Source organism: Blautia glucerasea, assembly GCF_013304385.1.
Classification (GTDB): Bacteria; Bacillota; Clostridia; order Lachnospirales; family Lachnospiraceae; genus Blautia_A; species Blautia_A ammoniilytica.
This window is the reverse complement of sequence record NZ_JAAITU010000026.1, coordinates 1-17,300: the sequence shown is the minus strand read 5'-3', so window position 1 is coordinate 17,300 and position 17,300 is coordinate 1. Positions and strand designations below refer to the sequence as shown.

Sequence of the window (17,300 nt, the reverse complement as noted above, 5' to 3'; positions counted from 1 at the left end):
AAAAGACAGCGGGATAAGCTGTCTTTTTTGGAGAAGGTATTTCTTCTTATGGGGTGTAGCAAAAACTATATAATGTATTGGGGGGTTTTTACGGTTATTATAGTACCACGGTTCCCCAGAAAAGTCTGCACAAACTTCACAAAAATGGAGTTTGTTTTTTATGCATTCTGTATATTAGTTTTTTTATCCCCGTTTTTTTCCATTGTAAAAAGTGACTCAAATTCATCTCTGTGGACTTTTTCCTTCTGAAGAAGCAGTTCTGCACAGCTGTGAAGCACCTGGATATGCTGGGAAATAATCTCCCTTGCCTGGTCATGGCACTGACGGATGATCCTCTGAATCTCCTCGTCGATTTCTTTTGCCTTTTCTTCACTGTATCCTCTTGTATGTGCAAGATCCCTTCCAATGAAGACTTCGTCCTCATCATCCCCATAGGCTATCAGCCCCAGCTTCTCTGACATGCCATATTTGGTCACCATTGCTCTTGCTTCACTGGTAGCTCTCTTAATATCATTGGAAGCGCCAGTAGTAATATCTCCAAAGATGATCTCCTCAGCCACACGCCCTCCCAGCAGGGTGGTGATATCCTGAAGCATCTTTCCTCTGGTATTAAACATCTCATCATTCTCCGGCAAAGGCATGGTATAACCGGCAGCCCCCATACCGGTAGGTATGATGGATATGGTGTAAACCGGCTCCATATCTGGAAGTACGTGAAACAGGATCGCATGACCTGCTTCGTGATAAGCTGTGATCTTTTTCTCTTTGTCAGAAATCACCTTGCTTCTCTTTTCTGCGCCAATGCCTACTTTAATAAAGGAATCCTTAATATCCTGTTGACGGATAAATACTCTGCCTGCCTTGGCAGCTGCAATGGCAGCCTCATTCAGAAGATTCTCCAGATCTGCCCCTGTAAAACCTGCAGTAGTCTGTGCGATCTGCTTCAGATTTACGTCTTCTCCAAGAGGCTTCTCCTTTGCATGCACCAGGAGAATCTCTTCCCTGCCTTTCACATCCGGCCTGCCTACAGCCACTTTACGGTCAAAACGGCCAGGACGCAAGATAGCGGGATCCAGAATATCTACCCGGTTGGTAGCTGCCATCACAATGATGCCTTCATTCACACCAAAGCCGTCCATTTCCACAAGAAGCTGGTTCAGAGTCTGCTCACGCTCATCGTGGCCGCCACCCATACCAGTGCCTCTCTGCCTTGCCACAGCATCGATCTCATCAATAAAGATAATACATGGTGCATGACGCTTGCCCTCTGCAAAAAGATCTCTTACACGGGAAGCACCTACACCTACGAACATCTCAACAAAATCAGAGCCTGAGATAGAGAAGAAAGGCACTCCAGCCTCTCCTGCCACTGCTTTTGCCAAAAGAGTCTTACCTGTACCGGGAGGACCTACAAGAAGAACACCTTTAGGGATCCTGGCTCCTACTTTTGTATACTTCTGAGGTGCTTTCAGGAAATCCACCACTTCCACCAGATCTTCTTTTTCTTCCTGAAGACCTGCCACATTGGAAAAGGTGATCTTCCTGTCATCCGGTGTCATCATCCTGGCACGGCTTTTGCCGAAATCCATCATCCTGGCATTGCCTCCGCCTCCGCCGGACACCTGCCGGTTCATCATCACCATAAAAAGGAGCACTATCCCGCATGTCAGAAAAACAGGAAGTATACTGGATAAGAAAACACTGGTCCTTTGTACATCCTCCATCACAGGATCCAGTCCATATCCTCTCAAAAGCGTATCCGCCTCATTTACGTCTGTCACATATACCCGCTTCTGTCCCACATCTGTAATATCTGCTGTGATATAGCCTGTGGGAACCTCGCTGTTCTGGTGAATCTTTGCATCTGCAACCTCACCGTTCTTCAATGCTTTTTCCAGCTGGCCCATCGTATAATTGCTCTGGGTTGCCACCTGATTGTTCAGATAGAAATACCCGGCAATCAATGCGACAATCAATACCAGATACAGGCCGATTCTGCTTGATTGCTTGTTCACTTAACTAGTTCTCCTTTCATGGTCACTTCTGTCTTATTCAAATTCTACCACTCCGATATACGGAAGGTTTCTGTATCTCTGGGCATAATCCAGTCCATAACCTACTACAAATTCATCGGGAATCTCAAAGCAGCAATGGTCAACCTGAACATCCTGTACCACCCTCCTGTCCGGCTTGTCCAGAAGTGTACACAAATGGATACTGTTAGGCTTTCTTGCCTTTAACACCTTCATCAAATAGCTTAAAGTCCTGCCTGAATCGATAATATCCTCTACAACCAGCACGTCCTTGCCTTCCAGGGGCTGATCCAGATCCTTGACAATCTTTACCACACCACTGGATTTGGTGTCATCCCCATAGCTGGATACAGACATAAAATCAAGAGTTACAGGCACAGTGATCCGCTTTGCCAGCTCACACATAAAGAATACTCCGCCTTTCAGCACGCAGATCATATGGATCTCCCTGCCTTCATACTCCTTGCTGATCTTGGCTGCAATCTCACGGATACGTGCATCAACCTTTTCTTCATTAATTAATACTCTGATCTTCTCACTCATGGATGGTTCCTCCTTGGTATTGTAATTCTATTACCCTGACAGTAGTCTGGGTAATCTTATGTTTTTCACTGATCCTTCCGCCTATGATCCACAGGATTTCCTCACCGGCTGCGATCAGGGGAAGCTGTTCCCGTTTCTCCCTGGGTATCTTATCGTCAATAAAACAGCGGTTCAGTTTTTTCCTGTTTCCTTTCTGATCGATCACCAGGTAATCCCCCGGACTCCTGGTGCGCACAGACAGACTACTATATATTGTATCATAATCCAGCCATTTCGTATACTTATTTTCTTCAATCTTCTGACCTTCATAAGAAAAAACTCTGGCAGAAACCATTCCCAGCGGACACTTTACACTGCCGGGTATGGGGATAACCCAACCCTTCCTATATTCTTCCAGCTGTTCTTCCGTCTGTTTCCCATCCTCATGCTGTGAGCCAGGTAAAAGAGAAATCCCTTGATAAGTACGTACTGCCCGCATGCCATAGGGAAGCTGTACCTGACGGCCTACCTGTCTGCTGACCAGCTTCTGTATATCCTTCACATGTAAAGATGTAAAATCCTGTTGTCTGCCGCTCACCTGGTAAAAAGCAGTTAAAAGCCCATAGGGAACCAATGCACTTTCCTGTCGAAAAAAGTCTTCCTGCAGATAATATGCCCCTTCTTTGAAGCTGGCATACTGTTTCAGCAAACATTCTCCCTGTGCAAACAGATAATCTCCTGCTGCAGCCAGAAGCTGTGCTGTTTCTGCCATATGGGCAGAAGCCTTCGGATTGATCTGCTCCTGTAAAAGAGGAAGGATCCTGTGACGGATCCGGTTCCTTGTATATTCTTCAGACAAGTTGGTACTGTCCTGCCCATAAAGAATCCCAGCCCCCTTAAGATATTCCAGGATCTGCTGCTTCTTAAGACACAGTACAGGTCGGATGATCGGATCCGATACCGGACGCATGGCCGATAGTCCCCTGATTCCTGTACCTCTGCACAGATTGTGAACAACAGTCTCTGCAAGATCGTCCTGATTGTGTGCCAGTGCGATCCTGACTCTGGCGGTACATCCCTTTGAAGCCAGTGTAAAAGCCTCCTGTCGCACCCTTCGTCCGGCCTCTTCCGTACCCACTTTCCATCCTTTCGCAAGATCCGGTACATCATAGCGGAGGATCTGGCAGGGAATCTGCCAGTCACTGCACACCTGCTTTACAAGAGCAGCATCCCTGTCTGCCTCCTCTCCCCGGATCCCGTGATGCACGTGTACCACTTTCAGGGAAAAATCCATCTCTTCCCGGTACTGCCTCAAACAGGACAACATAGCCATGGAATCCCCTCCTCCGGAAACTCCTGCGATCACCTGATCCCCTTCACGGATCATCTCAAATTCTTCTATGTAAGCCTTTACTTTTCTGTAGTACATAATTTATTTTCTCCACATTCCTGCTACCAGGACTGTCATATCATCTTTTGCACAATAATCACTGTATCCCAACACACGCTCTAGGATTCCTCTGCTGATATCCTTAGGTGCCTCCTCATGCACATCCATGATAATCTCCTTCATAGTCTCCTCTTCCCGCTCCACAGGAAGCGCATCCAGAACCCCGTCTGTCATCATGATCACATAATCCCCATGATATAGCTTTCGTGAAGATGTTTCAAAATCCGGCTGCTGCATCAGACCTGCTGCCAGACTCTCAGAAGAAATAGCCTCTACCCAGTGATCCCGTTTGATAAAGGTAGCTGCTGCTCCTGCTTTCAGGAAATCACAGATCCCTGTATAAAGATCCACCGCACAAATATCCACTGTAGAAAACATACCTTCCTGCCCCTTCAGAACAAGAGCTGTATTCACCATCCTAGCTGCTGTCTCCTGGGAAAAGCCGGATTCCAGAAACTGTTCCAATAGTTCCACTACGATCTCGCTTTCCCTGCAGGCCTCTGCCCCGGAGCCCATGCCATCAGAAAGACACATCACAAATCTGCCCTCTTCCTCCTGCCGGCATGCATAATTATCCCCGGAAACCTTTTCCTGTTCCTTGGTCAGCCGTGCCACCCCATAAAGCATCTGATAGCTTACATCCTCCGTAAAGCGGACTGTATGAAATTCTCCGTTCAACACCCGCCTTCCATCACCTGCAGCCGTCATAGGCGTGCCATACTCTCCGGAGAGGATCTGGGAAACCTCTGATACGGAGATGCATTGTCCGCTCCTTGCACGCATAGTGAGAAAGATCTGCCTTCTGCCTTCTGCTTTGTCCATTACCCAAGCTGTTTTCAGAACAATGTGTCTTTTCTTAAGGCTGCGTGTCAGACTCTCAAGAAAATCAGGATCCGGCTGGCTGATATCATACAAATCTCTGGCTACCATCTCCATAAGCCTTGAAATCTCAGCAAGCTGCTGTGCAACTGCCAGCCGCCCTTCGATCATCTGGTTGTCCCAGATCAAGCGCTGCTTCTCTCGCTGAAAATTCTCCAAAAGCCGGTCATAATACTGGGTAAAACGTCCGCACACACTCATCCACTGAGTCTTTGCAGACTGAAGCTTCTGAGGATCTCCTTCTTCCACAGCACGGATCAGTTCCCCGGCCCAGGTACACATCTGCTGCTGGTTCTCCCTCCAGCAAAGCTCCTGCTGATAACATCTGGTACACACATTCTCTCCTGTGTCCTTCAGAATCTGCTCTACCTGCCCAGAGCTTAAATAATCCTTCCTGTATGGCATCCCGTAAAAGGTGTCTGCCAGCTTCTGAAAGGATTCTGCATATTTCTCTACTTTTTCTTTCTGAGGATGGCTTTCGTACAGGGGAAATGCTTCCTCCATACGCCTCCCTTTCCCTGACAAGATAGTTTTTGCCATGTCCCGGACAATCAGCATAATGCTGAGTGCGAGCATGGCAATCATCCATTCCTGCATATTCTCCCCTCCCCTTACAACAACGCTCCTGCCTGTGCGGGTCATCCGCACTGTTCACAGTCTGATATTATAAGGGATGAACAGGGAAATATCTGTCAAACACAGGCATATGCCTGTAAAAAGTTTTCGTCAGGATTTCCTCTTTTGCGATTTTTTTGCGATCTTTTTTGCGATCTTTCATAACTATTATGTAACTTCACAGTTATGGTCTCTCTTTAAAATGTTCCCGATAAAATACTGTTATCTTGCTGAAATACTATTTTTCTTCTTCAAAAATGATCTCATTGTCCTTTACCAGACCAAGCCGCTCTCTGGCAACCTGCTCGGCATACTCGTCAGTCTTCATATATGCCTTGTACTTATCGATCTCCTCAGTACGGCTCTTCTGCTCTTCCAGATCCTGCTCAAGTGCTGCAGCCCTTGCATCATAGACAGCAATCTTATCGCTGATATCCCGGCTCTGCATCATGAGAATCCCCAAAAGCATCAGAACAGTCACTGCAATGGTCAGCATTCCGAGACGGTTATATCCTGTTTTCTTTTTTCGTTTCTTTTTGCCTGACCCTGCCAAACTGCCAACTCCTTTTTGCGTTTTTCTTCGCATGGGTGTGAAATTCCTTCCGAAAGGGACACTTTCCCCACCTGCTTGCAAACTCGCATACTGAAATTTTACATCTTTCAGCCCAAAATAGCAACCTCTTTATCAGGATTTTTACAATTTTCAACGGATATTCCAAAATCTTTACAGTAAGGCTTATAAAAACAGGTTCTATCAGCTTTTTTGCAGCAAAAGCCCCCAAAAGAAGCCCTGCAGCCAGAAAAAGCCTAAGTATTCCCTGGTTTTTATCATACAGCCTGACAGACAGGAAGCATCCTGCAAAAAGCCAGTAGATCAGGTCTTCTGCCATTACCCCCAGCCTGGAATGAGGAAGCAGTCTGCGAAGGATCAATAGACAGCTGTAGCACAAAAGAAGGGCAGCCCCGGTATACACTGACTGGATCAGAAGGAGGAATTCATAATGGATATAGCTTTCCACAGATCAGCGAAACATCCTTTTTAATAACGGTTCTTCTTTTTTCAGACTGTTTCCTGACTGGTATACCGCTTCCTCCAGCTTTCCTTCCACTTCCACTTCTCCCTGTTTCAGATCCAGCCTTTTCACATGCATCTGTTCCCCTTTTAATTTCAGCTTTCCCTGGGTTGTAAGAAAAATGATCTCCTTTTCGTCAAAAGACGTCACATCCCTGACTCCTGTTATAGTTCCGGAGGTTCTGTTTTCAAAGGTCAGTTTGTGAGGCATGTTTTCGTTTTTTCCTTCCAAAAATGCCCTCCTGAAAGTATCCTTTATGTCAGTGTATGCTTTTTCAGAAAAAAATAGACCCGGCCGGTTCTTCCCGGTCGGGTGCGATATAAATGTCTGTTAAAGGTATCTGTACAGATTCTCCACATCTTCTTTTTTAACGGTTTCTTTTACGTCCAGCACTTCTACCTTCACATTACGACTGCCGAACTGGATCTCTATAATATCTCCCGCTTTCACCTGTGCGGATGCTTTGGCAGGCTTGTCATTCACCATTACACGCCCTGCATCACAGGCTTCATTAGCCACAGTGCGACGCTTGATCAGACGGGAAACCTTCAAAAATTTATCAAGACGCATATTCTTTACTCGTTGATCATATCCTTCAGGGCTTTTCCAGCTTTAAACTTAGGAGCCTTGGAAGCCTCAATCTTCATTGTCTCACCAGTCTGAGGATTTCTTCCCTCTCTAGCAGCTCTCTCGCTTACTTCAAAAGTACCAAAGCCCACTAACTGAACTTTCTCTCCTTTTTTCAGCTCGCCAGATACAACGTCAACAAAAGATTTCAGAACAGCCTCAACGTCTTTCTTTGATAAATTTGTCTCTTTCGCCATAGCTGCTACTAATTCTGTTTTATTCATGGTGTTTCCTCCTCTAAATGATCTCTTTCTAGTTCGTGGCAACTGCCGATGGCGACAGCGCTCTATCCTCTATATATATACCTTTTACTGGGCATTGTCAAGAATTTTCGCCTTTTAGCGGGCTGTTTTTAATGCTTCCTAAAAAGCCTTTTTGGTGAAGTCTGCCCAAATCTCTTTCTGCTCAATGATCTTCCGTTGTTTTTCCACATTTTTCTCCGAAATCCATGCTTTATTGTGGGAGAAATAGTAATTTGCCAGCTTCCAGTACTTCTCCGGATAAAGAAAACGGATCTTCAGATTCTCCCTTTCTGCAGGCGAAATCCGCCGTACAGCATCGTATTCTTTCAGCATGTCCTTGCCAAGCTGTGGATCCCAGTTATATTTTTCCAATATTTTCCTCATAAAACGGTACAAATCTGCCATCTGGACATCAAACCTGAAATGACCAAAATTGGTCACTGCTGTTCCCTTTTTCAGTATTAACACATTATGCTGATTATATTCCCCATGACAGATCCAGCCTGCTTCCTTTGTCTGCTGTCGGAGTGCTTCGTAATCGGAGTCCTGCAGCTTTCCAAGCGCTACCTCTGCTCTTTCCAGAAACCACTGGACATTAGCCAGATATTCCTTTTCAAAAGCACTACCTGCCCCATTCTTCCGAATAAACTTCCGGATTTTACGCAGCTCCTGGTTATGACGTAAATACTCATCCTTAAGAGATTTTTCCTGATAAATCCCCTCTGCCGGAAGACACATATGAGTATGTAATACTGCCAGGATACGTACACTCTCCAAAATATCTGCTTTGGACTTTGTATCACATTCTCTGCCCTCATACCAGTATTGTAAGGTAAATGGAATGTCGTCTTTATTCTTTGTTATCAGCTGCCCTTCCTGGTTTTCCAGGTAAAGATCCACACTGTATCCTGCCTCTGACAGCTTTTTTAAAAGCCGTTGCTGCATGGCCAGTTTTTTTTCCGATCCCCAGTATTCCCTTAGAAGAAATAGCCCCTTCTGTGTTCTGCAAAGAACAGCTCCACGGGTCCTGCTGGTTCCTTCAGCTGTAAGACCATACTTTTCCAAAGTGCCGATTCCATAATCATACAATCTGTTATCCCCCTCATCATACTTGCTTTCCCACGATACTTTCTATACTTATGAGGGGAATATATTATTTATGTCCTTTGTAATTCCTATTAAGCTTCACTGTTCTGAACAGCCAACTGTTCTGCCTGGGCAAGAAGATACTCCCTGTTATTTTTCCCAGGATCTTCCAGCACCTGGTCTAAAAGAATCTCCAGGATCCTTCCTATAGATGGTCCTGCTTTTAATCCTGCCTGGATCAGATCCCTGCCGCTGATGTCCAGACCCTTCAGGGAAACGCAGTCACCCCGTTCACAGATCCTGTGATAGATCTGCTCCACAGCATCCAGTCTTTCTTCCTTCTGCTCTCGCCTGTACAGACTTTGTGCCAGCATATCCGCCCGCTGCACCTCCAAATATAAAGGAAACAAATCCTCACCAATACTGTTCACTGCACGTCGCACCTGGGTTTCTTCAGCCTTCGGCCGCAGATCATGCCACCGGATCAGACGGCATACCTTCCGGATGGTATCATTGTCAAATTTCAGCCTCCGCAAGATCTCACCAGCCAGCTTCTCACCCACAGGACCGTGTCCCTTAAAATGATCTCTACCATTCTCATCGGTTGTCCGACATACAGGCTTTCCAATATCATGAAGCAACATAGTGAGCCGCAGCACACGGTCAGGCCGGATATTTACCAAGCTGTGCAGGATGTGCTCCCCAACGGAATACATATGATAAGGTGTATTCTGCTGAGTTTCCATACATGTATCAAATTCAGGAAGAAATATCTTTGTAACCCCTGCCCGCCAGGCTGTACGAAGATAGTCCGGATGATCAGATATCAGCAGCTTTACAAGTTCCACCTGGATCCGCTCTGCACTTACCTTTTCCAGATTAGGGGCAAGCAAAGAAAGGGCATTTTCCGTTGCAGGGTCAATGGAAAATCCCAGTTTTGCAGAAAAACGCACTGCCCGCAGAATCCTGAGAGCATCCTCGCTAAAGCGCTCCTTAGGATCTCCTACACACCGGATCACCTTTTTTTCCAAATCACCAAGGCCTCCAAAAGGATCCACCAGCCCTTGCTTCGGATTGTATGCCATTGCATTGATCGTAAAATCTCTTCGCTTCAGATCTTCTTCCAGGCTTGCCGTAAAGGTTACATCCTTAGGGTGCCTGCCGTCCTCGTATACTCCGTCTACACGATAAGTGGTCACTTCAAACCCTTCTTTGTCAAGAAGTACCGTAACTGTACCATGCTGCAGGCCTGTATCTATGGTTCTGTGAAAAAGGCTTTTTACCTGCTCCGGCTTGGCAGAAGTGGTAATGTCCCAGTCATCCGGGGTGTCCGAAAGAACCCGATCCCTGACACAGCCACCTACTGCATATGCCTCAAACCCTGCCTTTTCCAACGTTTTTAATATTCTGTCAACTTTTGGAGGAATCTCTATAAACATATGTTTCTCCATTTTTCTTTCCAGTCCTCCTTCATGTTATGATGCCAGAGGCTAAGGTCTCTTTTACCCATGGTATCATTTTATATTTACAGGGCATATACATGGTTTAAAGGTCCGCTGCCTGCTCCCAGATCCAGCATAGCCTCTAACGCACCTGTAAGATAGGCTTTCGCATTTGCCACACTATCTTCCACTGAAAACCCAAGAGCCAGATTGCAGGCAATAGCTGAAGAAAGGGTACAGCCTGTGCCATGAGTATTAGGATTTGCCACCCTCTTTCCACGGAACCATTGAAGCTTTCCATCCTGGTACAACAGATCTGTAGCATCGTTTACCAGATGACCTCCTTTAATCAGGATAGCGCCTTTATATTTTTCTGCCAGTTTTCCGGCAGCTTTGATCATATCTTCTTCTGTATGTATCTCAAATCCGTAGAGCACCTGGGTCTCAGGAATATTGGGTGTGATCACATCTCCCATAGGAAGAAGTATATCCGTCACCGCATCCATGGCTTCCTCACACATCAGACGGTGTCCGCTGGTGGAAACCATCACCGGATCCACTACAATATTCTTTGCACCATATTTCAAAAGCTTGTCAGCGATCACACGGATGATCCGGCTGCTTAATACCATACCGATCTTCACGCTATCTGGATAAATATCTGTAAAAACTGCATCCAGCTGATCTGCCACAAACTCTGGCTCTGCCTCCATAATGCTTTTTACTCCGGTTGTATTCTGGGCTGTCAGTGCTGTGATCACACTCATCCCATATAATTTATGGGCAGTAATGGTTTTCAGGTCAGCCTGGATCCCTGCCCCGCCGCTGCAGTCAGAGCCTGCAATGGTCAGTACTTTTTTCATTGTATTAATGCCTCCATTTCAGAAAAATCCTTTGTATATCGGTAAACCATTGCCTGAAGCTTAACTGTTTCCGGCTCCCAGGCATCATACACTCCCACTACCTTAAAGCCTGCATCCCTGGCTGTCCTGGCTGCATGAATGGCATCTTCAAACACCAGTACCTCTTCCTTAGCAAGGTCAAGATATGTAAGTGCAGCTTCATAAATATGAGGTGTAGATTTATCATAACCTACACCGGCACAGGTATAGATCCCTTTAAAATATTTCCAGATCCCGGTTCGCTTCAAGGCTTCTTTTGCAAGATACTCATCTGTAGCCGTCGCCACACACATCTGTATATGATTGTGATGCAGCATTTTCAAAAACGGAACCACTCCTTTTTTCGGCTGAACCCGTAAACTGTAATTCTCAGACATCAGCTTTCCTATCCCCTCCATGATCGCCTCCGGGCTCTCCTGGATCTGATAGGTTTCTTTTATGTAAATGGCTCCCTGGTGCACAGTCATGCGAAGAAGGGTATCATTCAGCCCCTCTTCGGCCTGGATACCCTTTTCTGCAAGATATTGTTCTGCAAGGTGCCTCCAGTACCCCATAGAATCCAGCAAGGTACCGTCCATATCAAAAATCGCTCCCCGGATCATCCTTCTACCATCTCACTGGAAAGCCTGTGCAGTTCCCTGCATTCCTTTCTGATATCTTCGGCAGCAAATACGGCAGACACCAGCGCCACTCCGCATACACCGCTTCCCTTTAGCTGCAGAAGATTCTCTTTGCTGATTCCACCGATCGCTACCACCGGAATGGAAACAGACTGACAGATCTGCTTCAGGGTTTGAAAGTCCACTGCATGGGCATCCTTCTTGGTAGAAGTATGAAATACAGCTCCAACCCCCAGGTAATCCGCTCCATCTGCCTGTGCTTTCTGAGCCTGTTCTACAGTCCGGGCCGAGATTCCAAGGATCTTGTCCGGTCCAAGAAGTGCTCTGGCCTTTGCTCCATCCATATCGGACTGGCCGATATGAACTCCGTCTGCACCTGTTTTTACAGCCACCTCCACATCATCATTCACAATAAAAGGAATCTGCTTCTCCTTACATAATGCACCAATCTCTTTTGCTTCCTGAAGGAACTTATCCTCAGACATATTCTTCTCTCTTAACTGAAGACAGGTGATGCCCCCTTCAATGGCCTGCTGCACCTGTTCATACAAAGACAGCTTCCCTGTCCAGGTCTGATCTGTCACCGCATATAATAATAAATCCTTTTTTCCTATAGTCATGTCTTTATCTCCTGATCATCTATAATTATTCCTGATAACTGTTGCCTACATCTGAGCCCAGATCGCAGGTATATTTCCACTCGATCTTATCTCCATCCTCCACTGTATACTCGGAGCATCCGTAATTAGGAAACCATCCGTTCACACTGAACATCCATCCTGAATTGGCACCGCAGTCAAATTCATAAAGCTGGTTGATCCCTTCAATATAATAGCTTCCGTACAATGGGGTATATCTGGAAGACATCTGGATCCCGGCCTGATTACATGCATTTTTCAGCACATCAAAAGCTGTATCACCGGATTTAAAGGATACTTCTTCAGGTTCCAGGATCCAGCCATCGGAAGGCACAAATTCCGCCTTTTCAGCCTTCAGATCATCCCGGTTGTCAAGGATGGAAGAGCAATCTATGGAAATGGTACAGGTATGGCTTTCCTTGACCTGGTCGCTGCCGCCACAGCCTGCTGCCAGCAAACAGCACAGAAGCAGGCCAAATAACAGCCTGCCTGTCTGAAACCTTTGTAATGTATGTTGTTTTTTCACGATTTTCTGTTTTTTCCTCCGCTTCTTCATGGCATCCTCTGTACTTCTATACAAGCATCTCTGCATTTTCTATAATATCTTTGATCTGTTTTTCCTCCATCTCTGCTATGTCTGCAATCTGAGCAGCCGTATAACCTTTGTTGTGCATCTTTATGATCATTTCCCGTTTGCCCATTTCAGTGCCTGTCTTAATTCCAATTTCAATTCCTGTCTCCTTGATTTTCTGGCTCAAATTACACATAATGCTTATATCCTCCCTGAATTTCTTTTCTACTGGAATCGCATATTCATTTCCAATAATGTCTATTTTTTCGCTTACCGATAAATCTTGAGACAACAGTGTCCCCAGTAATCTATGTAATTCATATTTTTCTTCACGTTGTGGAAGTTCTTCTGAAAGTCCGATCATTACGATATTAACCAGATCCATTTCCCCTTTCCATTCATGCGAATTTATGATACTTTCTTTTACCAGATGAATGTGTTCCAAACTGTTTTCCGACATATTCATGCAGATCCAGATAGAATAAACCCGCTTGATATCATTGTAATTTGAATTTACAAAATCCCTTTCCTTTTGTGAGGAAATCATACGGCTTACATAAAAGATCGCCCGATTCAAAATATCATATCCATCCGGTTCATCCTTTTGGGCTTCTACATTAATGATCATCTGTGACAGCCCATCCTTCATCCTCACATAAAAAACAATGTCAAACCGAATCAAGCCCTCATGTAACTCCTGGTTTTCAGAATTAAGCCCTGTAACCCGTGTTCCGTTTCTCTCCGATTCTGTATTGGTAAGTCCCGGATCCACAGGAACCGTATTAATAAATGGATCTCCCTCTATATATGGAATTACGTCCATAGGATCCATTCCTCCAAATTCCTCCACGGTTTTCACCAGTATATGTGCCAGAATACCTTTCTGGCCAAGTAATCTTTTCGCACTTTCATCATACTGTGCGTCTTTATCTGTCGTAAGAATTGAATTTCTAATCTCTGTATTCAATTACCTTATTCCCTTTCTACAGTATATTTGAAATCATTCTCCGGCTGTCTATTATTATACTCGAAGTCCGCATTTGTAACAACATTCAATTTGATTTCTGTCCAATTTGATTTCCCGGTTTCAATTTCCCGGACAGGTCATCTCTCCGTATACTGTTCCACGGAAGAAGAAGGGCTTTTGACATATTCCAGGCTTTTACGCTTCAAAAATGCCCTCTCTCCAATCTCCCTTTACAAGCCGATTATTTATATTGATCCTAAGTCTTTTTTTATCCAATAAAGCATGATACAATTTACACAAAAAAAGGAGGGAATCCATGAAAAAATCAGCTTTATTTCCAATACTTCTATGTTTTGGCACACTGTTTTCCTGTAATCTGTGTATGGCACAGACAGAAGCATCGTCTCATACACAGGGGATCATTTATGGTCAGAATATTTTTATCCAGGACGATGTGATCATGATCCCCTATGAAAATCACCTGATCACAGGACTTCTTGATGAAAAAGGCGATGTATACAACCTTATACAGGAACTGTCCCTGGATCAGAACATCTATACCGTTGCCCAGGATGGCCAGTATTTATATCTTGGAACCACTTCCCAACTGAACCGGGTGGATATTGCCCAGAAGGATCAGGGTACCCAGGTTTCACAGCTGATCTGCGATGATGGTGCAGATGATGGCTTCCAGATCTATGATGGCTTTATTTATTATCCTTATGGTTCATCTGTTTATCGGGTTTCAAAGGATGGGGGTGAAGAAGATCTTGTTGTAGAAAATGTGGAAGATTATGAACTGACTACAGACGGGATTTATTATCTTACCAGCCAGGGACGTTTTTGCTTTTCTAGCCTGGACGGTACTTTGACTCAAACATTGGGAGATTCTTTTTCCGATGGAAAAATGACGCTTTTGGGCTCCAGGATGTATATTACAACCGATCAGATCTTTGTTTATGATCTGGACACACAGACTCTTGAACAGCTGCCTGTTTCCCATTCAGTTAATGAATATGACGATATTGTTCCTATGAATGATTATCTGCTTTTTACTGACGATGATTTCAGTACCTATAAATACGAATTTTCCACAGGCCTGGAAACAGAGATCCACAGCACTTCCCTTCCTGATAAGGAGAGCCGTGTGATCAAAAATAATCAGATGTATTATTCCTATGCCACTGGGAAGCTTTTCATCTTAAATATGGCCGATTATCAGCAGAATATCCTGGAACTTGATGCACTGACAGGCCAAAATACAGGCAATTCTGGTAACACCCAGGTAGAGCCTTCTACCATGGAGACAGGCAGCTTCAATATCGCCGATGGACTATATGCTAATGCCAGCGCAGGGGGTGCTTTTATGGGCACTGACTATTTCTGTCTTTATTTTAATACTGAAGCCTATCTGAATGGGGAGTGGGCATGGGAAGTAATTGATGATTCCGCTATTCGTTTTTACTATCCCCAGGCAGCAGAAAGCGGCTACGGTGGTCACATTATGACGATCCGAGCCTATGACTGGGGTGACAACAGCTATTCAGAACTGCCTTCTTATCAGATCGCAGGGCTAAGTTCTGACAAAAAATATGTTGCTATTTTCCCTACAGACGTGCAATACGATCCAAATGACAGTATACAATGCTCAGAATATCCTGCCCTTCTTGAATACGCAAAAAGGGTTGATCAGGATAATCCTGACAACCCTTTCTCTGTAACAAGCATGCCTGATAATGTGCCCTGAAGCACGAATTAATAAGCTCTGCCCCAATATACCATTTTCTTCGCCGGTTTACCGCAGCATACACAGGTATCGGAAAGATGCTCCTGCTCAAATGGGATGCATCTTGAAGTTGCCTGAACATCTTCTTTGATCTTATCCTCACATTCACGACAGCCACACCACATAGCTTTTACAAAGCCTGGTTTATTCACGATGGTATCTTTGAACTCATCATAAGTGGTTGCTGTGTATGTGTGTGCATCTCTGTGTGCTCTAGCACGCTCCAGCATATCCTTCTGCATAGTTTCAAGGATCTCATTAACTTTCTGTGTAAGCTCCTCAAATCTAACTGTGTATTTCTCTCTTGTATCTCTGCGGCAGACTACAGCCTGTCCGTTTTCAATATCCTTTGGTCCACACTCAATACGTACCGGGATTCCTCTCATTTCCTGCTCTGCAAATTTGAATCCAGGACTCTTATCTGTCACATCTGCTTTTGCACGGATGCCGGCAGCCTTTAATGCAGCCAGAAGCTCATCTGCTTTTTCAAGGACTCCTTCTTTTCTCTGCTGGATCGGGATGATCACAGCCTGAACCGGTGCGATCCTTGGGGGAAGTACAAGTCCGCTGTTATCTCCGTGAACCATGATAAGCGCACCGATCATACGTGTTGTCATTCCCCAGGATGTCTGATGTACATACTGAAGCTGATTATTTTTATCTGTATACTGAATGCCGAATGCCCGTGCAAAGCCATCACCAAAGTTATGGCTTGTACCGGACTGAAGGGCTTTTCCATCATGCATCAGTGACTCAATGGTATAAGTAGCTTCAGCTCCTGCAAATTTCTCTTTATCTGTTTTGCGGCCTTTGATAACCGGAATAGCCAGAACCTCTTCGCAGAAGTCTGCATACAGGTTCAGCATCTGGATGGTTCTTGCTTCTGCTTCTTCTGCAGTAGCGTGTGCTGTATGGCCTTCCTGCCATAAAAACTCACGGGAACGGAGGAAAGGACGGGTTGTCTTTTCCCAGCGCACTACAGAACACCACTGGTTATATACCTTTGGCAGATCTCTGTGGGACTGGATCTCTTTCTGGTAGAAATCACAGAACAGGGTCTCAGAAGTAGGGCGCACGCAAAGACGCTCCTGCAGCGGATCCAGACCACCGTGTGTTACCCATGCAACCTCAGGTGCAAAACCTTCTACATGGTCTTTTTCTTTGTCAAGAAGAGACTCCGGGATAAACATTGGCATGTATACATTCTCTACGCCTGTCTCTTTGAACCTGCGGTCAAGCTCCTTCTGGATATTCTCCCAGATCGCATATCCTGCCGGTTTGATGGCCATGCAGCCTTTTACACTTGTATAGCCACAAAGCTCTGCTTTTTTCACCACATCTGTATACCACTGGGCGAAATCTTCCTCCATAGATGTGATGGCTTCTACTAATTTCTTTTCTTTTGCCATTTTGCATTCTCCTTTTTAAATAAAAAAAGAACCTTCCAATCCCATATCATAGGGACCGAAAAGCTCGGCGGTACCACCCTGATTAGCATCTCACATATAAAGATGCTCTCTCATCTTCCCTTTATCGCTGGAAATGCGCTGTGCTTCAGTTGCACAGTGACTCCAAGGCCGGTTCCATGACTTGTGCACAGGCTCCTCACACCTTTGCAGAAACTGTATCCTTCTCTGCTCAAAAGCCCTCTCTGGGATTACTCCTCATGTACTATTCTCTTCATCGTCATATTGCATATATAGGCGCTGTATCTATATCAACACCTGTTTCCTGTTTATTTTATGCAAAATACCGCCATCTGTCAAGACCGATGATAGGATTATTCCTAATGCCTAAAATGAAACTTTAAATTCCACCGCCCGCTTATGCGGTGGAATTTACTCTAA

General features: G+C 45.1%; 18 protein-coding genes. 1 reads left to right on the top strand and 17 read right to left on the bottom strand.

Annotated elements, in window-relative coordinates:
• Nucleotides 1-158: 158 nt before the first annotated feature.
• The 16 genes from ftsH to G5B11_RS10905 all read right to left on the bottom strand — a co-directional run bounded on the left by ftsH (nucleotide 159) and on the right by G5B11_RS10905 (nucleotide 13,667).
• The gene (gene ftsH, locus G5B11_RS10980; RefSeq protein ID WP_158420128.1) at nucleotides 159-2,015 is read right to left on the bottom strand and encodes an ATP-dependent zinc metalloprotease FtsH; all 1,857 of its coding nucleotides are present in this window, start codon (nucleotides 2,013-2,015) and stop codon (nucleotides 159-161) included.
• A 33-nt stretch (nucleotides 2,016-2,048) separates the two neighbouring features.
• Nucleotides 2,049-2,576 carry a hypoxanthine phosphoribosyltransferase gene (gene hpt, locus G5B11_RS10975; RefSeq protein WP_173728185.1) on the bottom strand — a complete coding sequence of 176 codons (528 nt, stop codon included), beginning with the start codon at nucleotides 2,574-2,576 and terminating at the stop codon, nucleotides 2,049-2,051.
• On the bottom strand, nucleotides 2,569-3,984 hold the full coding sequence (gene tilS, locus G5B11_RS10970; protein WP_173728183.1) for a tRNA lysidine(34) synthetase TilS: 1,416 nt from the start codon (nucleotides 3,982-3,984) through the stop codon (nucleotides 2,569-2,571). Before tilS ends, hpt begins: the two co-directional genes overlap by 8 nt.
• Before the next feature lie 3 nt (nucleotides 3,985-3,987).
• Nucleotides 3,988-5,481, bottom strand: a complete 1,494-nt coding sequence (locus G5B11_RS10965; protein WP_158420122.1) for a SpoIIE family protein phosphatase — start codon at nucleotides 5,479-5,481, stop codon at nucleotides 3,988-3,990.
• Between the two features lie 256 nt (nucleotides 5,482-5,737).
• Nucleotides 5,738-6,052, bottom strand: coding sequence for an FtsB family cell division protein (locus tag G5B11_RS10960; protein ID WP_244092985.1), 315 nt, complete (start codon nucleotides 6,050-6,052; stop codon nucleotides 5,738-5,740).
• Nucleotides 6,006-6,518, bottom strand: a complete 513-nt coding sequence (yabQ, locus tag G5B11_RS10955) for a spore cortex biosynthesis protein YabQ (RefSeq protein ID WP_173728181.1) — start codon at nucleotides 6,516-6,518, stop codon at nucleotides 6,006-6,008. Before yabQ ends, G5B11_RS10960 begins: the two co-directional genes overlap by 47 nt.
• Nucleotides 6,519-6,521: 3 nt before the next feature.
• Nucleotides 6,522-6,803 carry a sporulation protein YabP gene (gene yabP, locus G5B11_RS10950; protein ID WP_244092984.1) on the bottom strand — a complete coding sequence of 94 codons (282 nt, stop codon included), beginning with the start codon at nucleotides 6,801-6,803 and terminating at the stop codon, nucleotides 6,522-6,524.
• 99 nt (nucleotides 6,804-6,902) lie between these two features.
• Nucleotides 6,903-7,142 carry an RNA-binding S4 domain-containing protein gene (locus G5B11_RS10945; protein ID WP_158420118.1) on the bottom strand — a complete coding sequence of 80 codons (240 nt, stop codon included), beginning with the start codon at nucleotides 7,140-7,142 and terminating at the stop codon, nucleotides 6,903-6,905.
• Between the two features lie 5 nt (nucleotides 7,143-7,147).
• Nucleotides 7,148-7,423 (bottom strand): HU family DNA-binding protein, encoded by a 276-nt coding sequence (locus G5B11_RS10940; RefSeq protein ID WP_158420116.1) that lies wholly within the window; start codon nucleotides 7,421-7,423, stop codon nucleotides 7,148-7,150.
• Between the two features lie 138 nt (nucleotides 7,424-7,561).
• Nucleotides 7,562-8,530 (bottom strand): hypothetical protein, encoded by a 969-nt coding sequence (locus G5B11_RS10935; protein ID WP_173728179.1) that lies wholly within the window; start codon nucleotides 8,528-8,530, stop codon nucleotides 7,562-7,564.
• An 89-nt stretch (nucleotides 8,531-8,619) separates the two neighbouring features.
• A complete protein-coding gene (locus G5B11_RS10930) occupies nucleotides 8,620-9,966 on the bottom strand; it encodes a CCA tRNA nucleotidyltransferase (protein ID WP_173728207.1) in 1,347 nt (448 codons plus the stop codon).
• An 86-nt stretch (nucleotides 9,967-10,052) separates the two neighbouring features.
• The gene (gene thiD, locus G5B11_RS10925) at nucleotides 10,053-10,832 is read right to left on the bottom strand and encodes a bifunctional hydroxymethylpyrimidine kinase/phosphomethylpyrimidine kinase (protein WP_173728176.1); all 780 of its coding nucleotides are present in this window, start codon (nucleotides 10,830-10,832) and stop codon (nucleotides 10,053-10,055) included.
• Complete coding sequence (locus tag G5B11_RS10920) at nucleotides 10,829-11,449, bottom strand: HAD family hydrolase (protein WP_173728174.1); 621 nt, start codon at nucleotides 11,447-11,449, stop codon at nucleotides 10,829-10,831. The genes thiD and G5B11_RS10920 overlap by 4 nt, the downstream gene beginning before the upstream one ends.
• Before the next feature lie 20 nt (nucleotides 11,450-11,469).
• Complete coding sequence (thiE, locus tag G5B11_RS10915) at nucleotides 11,470-12,111, bottom strand: thiamine phosphate synthase (RefSeq protein WP_158420110.1); 642 nt, start codon at nucleotides 12,109-12,111, stop codon at nucleotides 11,470-11,472.
• Between the two features lie 25 nt (nucleotides 12,112-12,136).
• Nucleotides 12,137-12,685 (bottom strand): DUF4430 domain-containing protein, encoded by a 549-nt coding sequence (locus G5B11_RS10910; RefSeq protein ID WP_244092983.1) that lies wholly within the window; start codon nucleotides 12,683-12,685, stop codon nucleotides 12,137-12,139.
• A gap of 16 nt (nucleotides 12,686-12,701) precedes the next feature.
• Entirely contained in the window at nucleotides 12,702-13,667 is a 966-nt protein-coding gene (locus G5B11_RS10905; protein ID WP_158420108.1) for a PD-(D/E)XK nuclease family transposase, read from the bottom strand.
• Between the two features lie 316 nt (nucleotides 13,668-13,983).
• Between G5B11_RS10905 and G5B11_RS10900 the strand changes: the two genes are divergently transcribed.
• Nucleotides 13,984-15,414, top strand: a complete 1,431-nt coding sequence (locus G5B11_RS10900; protein ID WP_158420107.1) for a hypothetical protein — start codon at nucleotides 13,984-13,986, stop codon at nucleotides 15,412-15,414.
• An 8-nt stretch (nucleotides 15,415-15,422) separates the two neighbouring features.
• Here the strand turns inward: G5B11_RS10900 and proS are convergent, their stop codons facing one another.
• A complete protein-coding gene (gene proS / locus G5B11_RS10895) occupies nucleotides 15,423-16,862 on the bottom strand; it encodes a proline--tRNA ligase (protein ID WP_158420106.1) in 1,440 nt (479 codons plus the stop codon).
• Nucleotides 16,863-17,300: the final 438 nt, after the last annotated feature.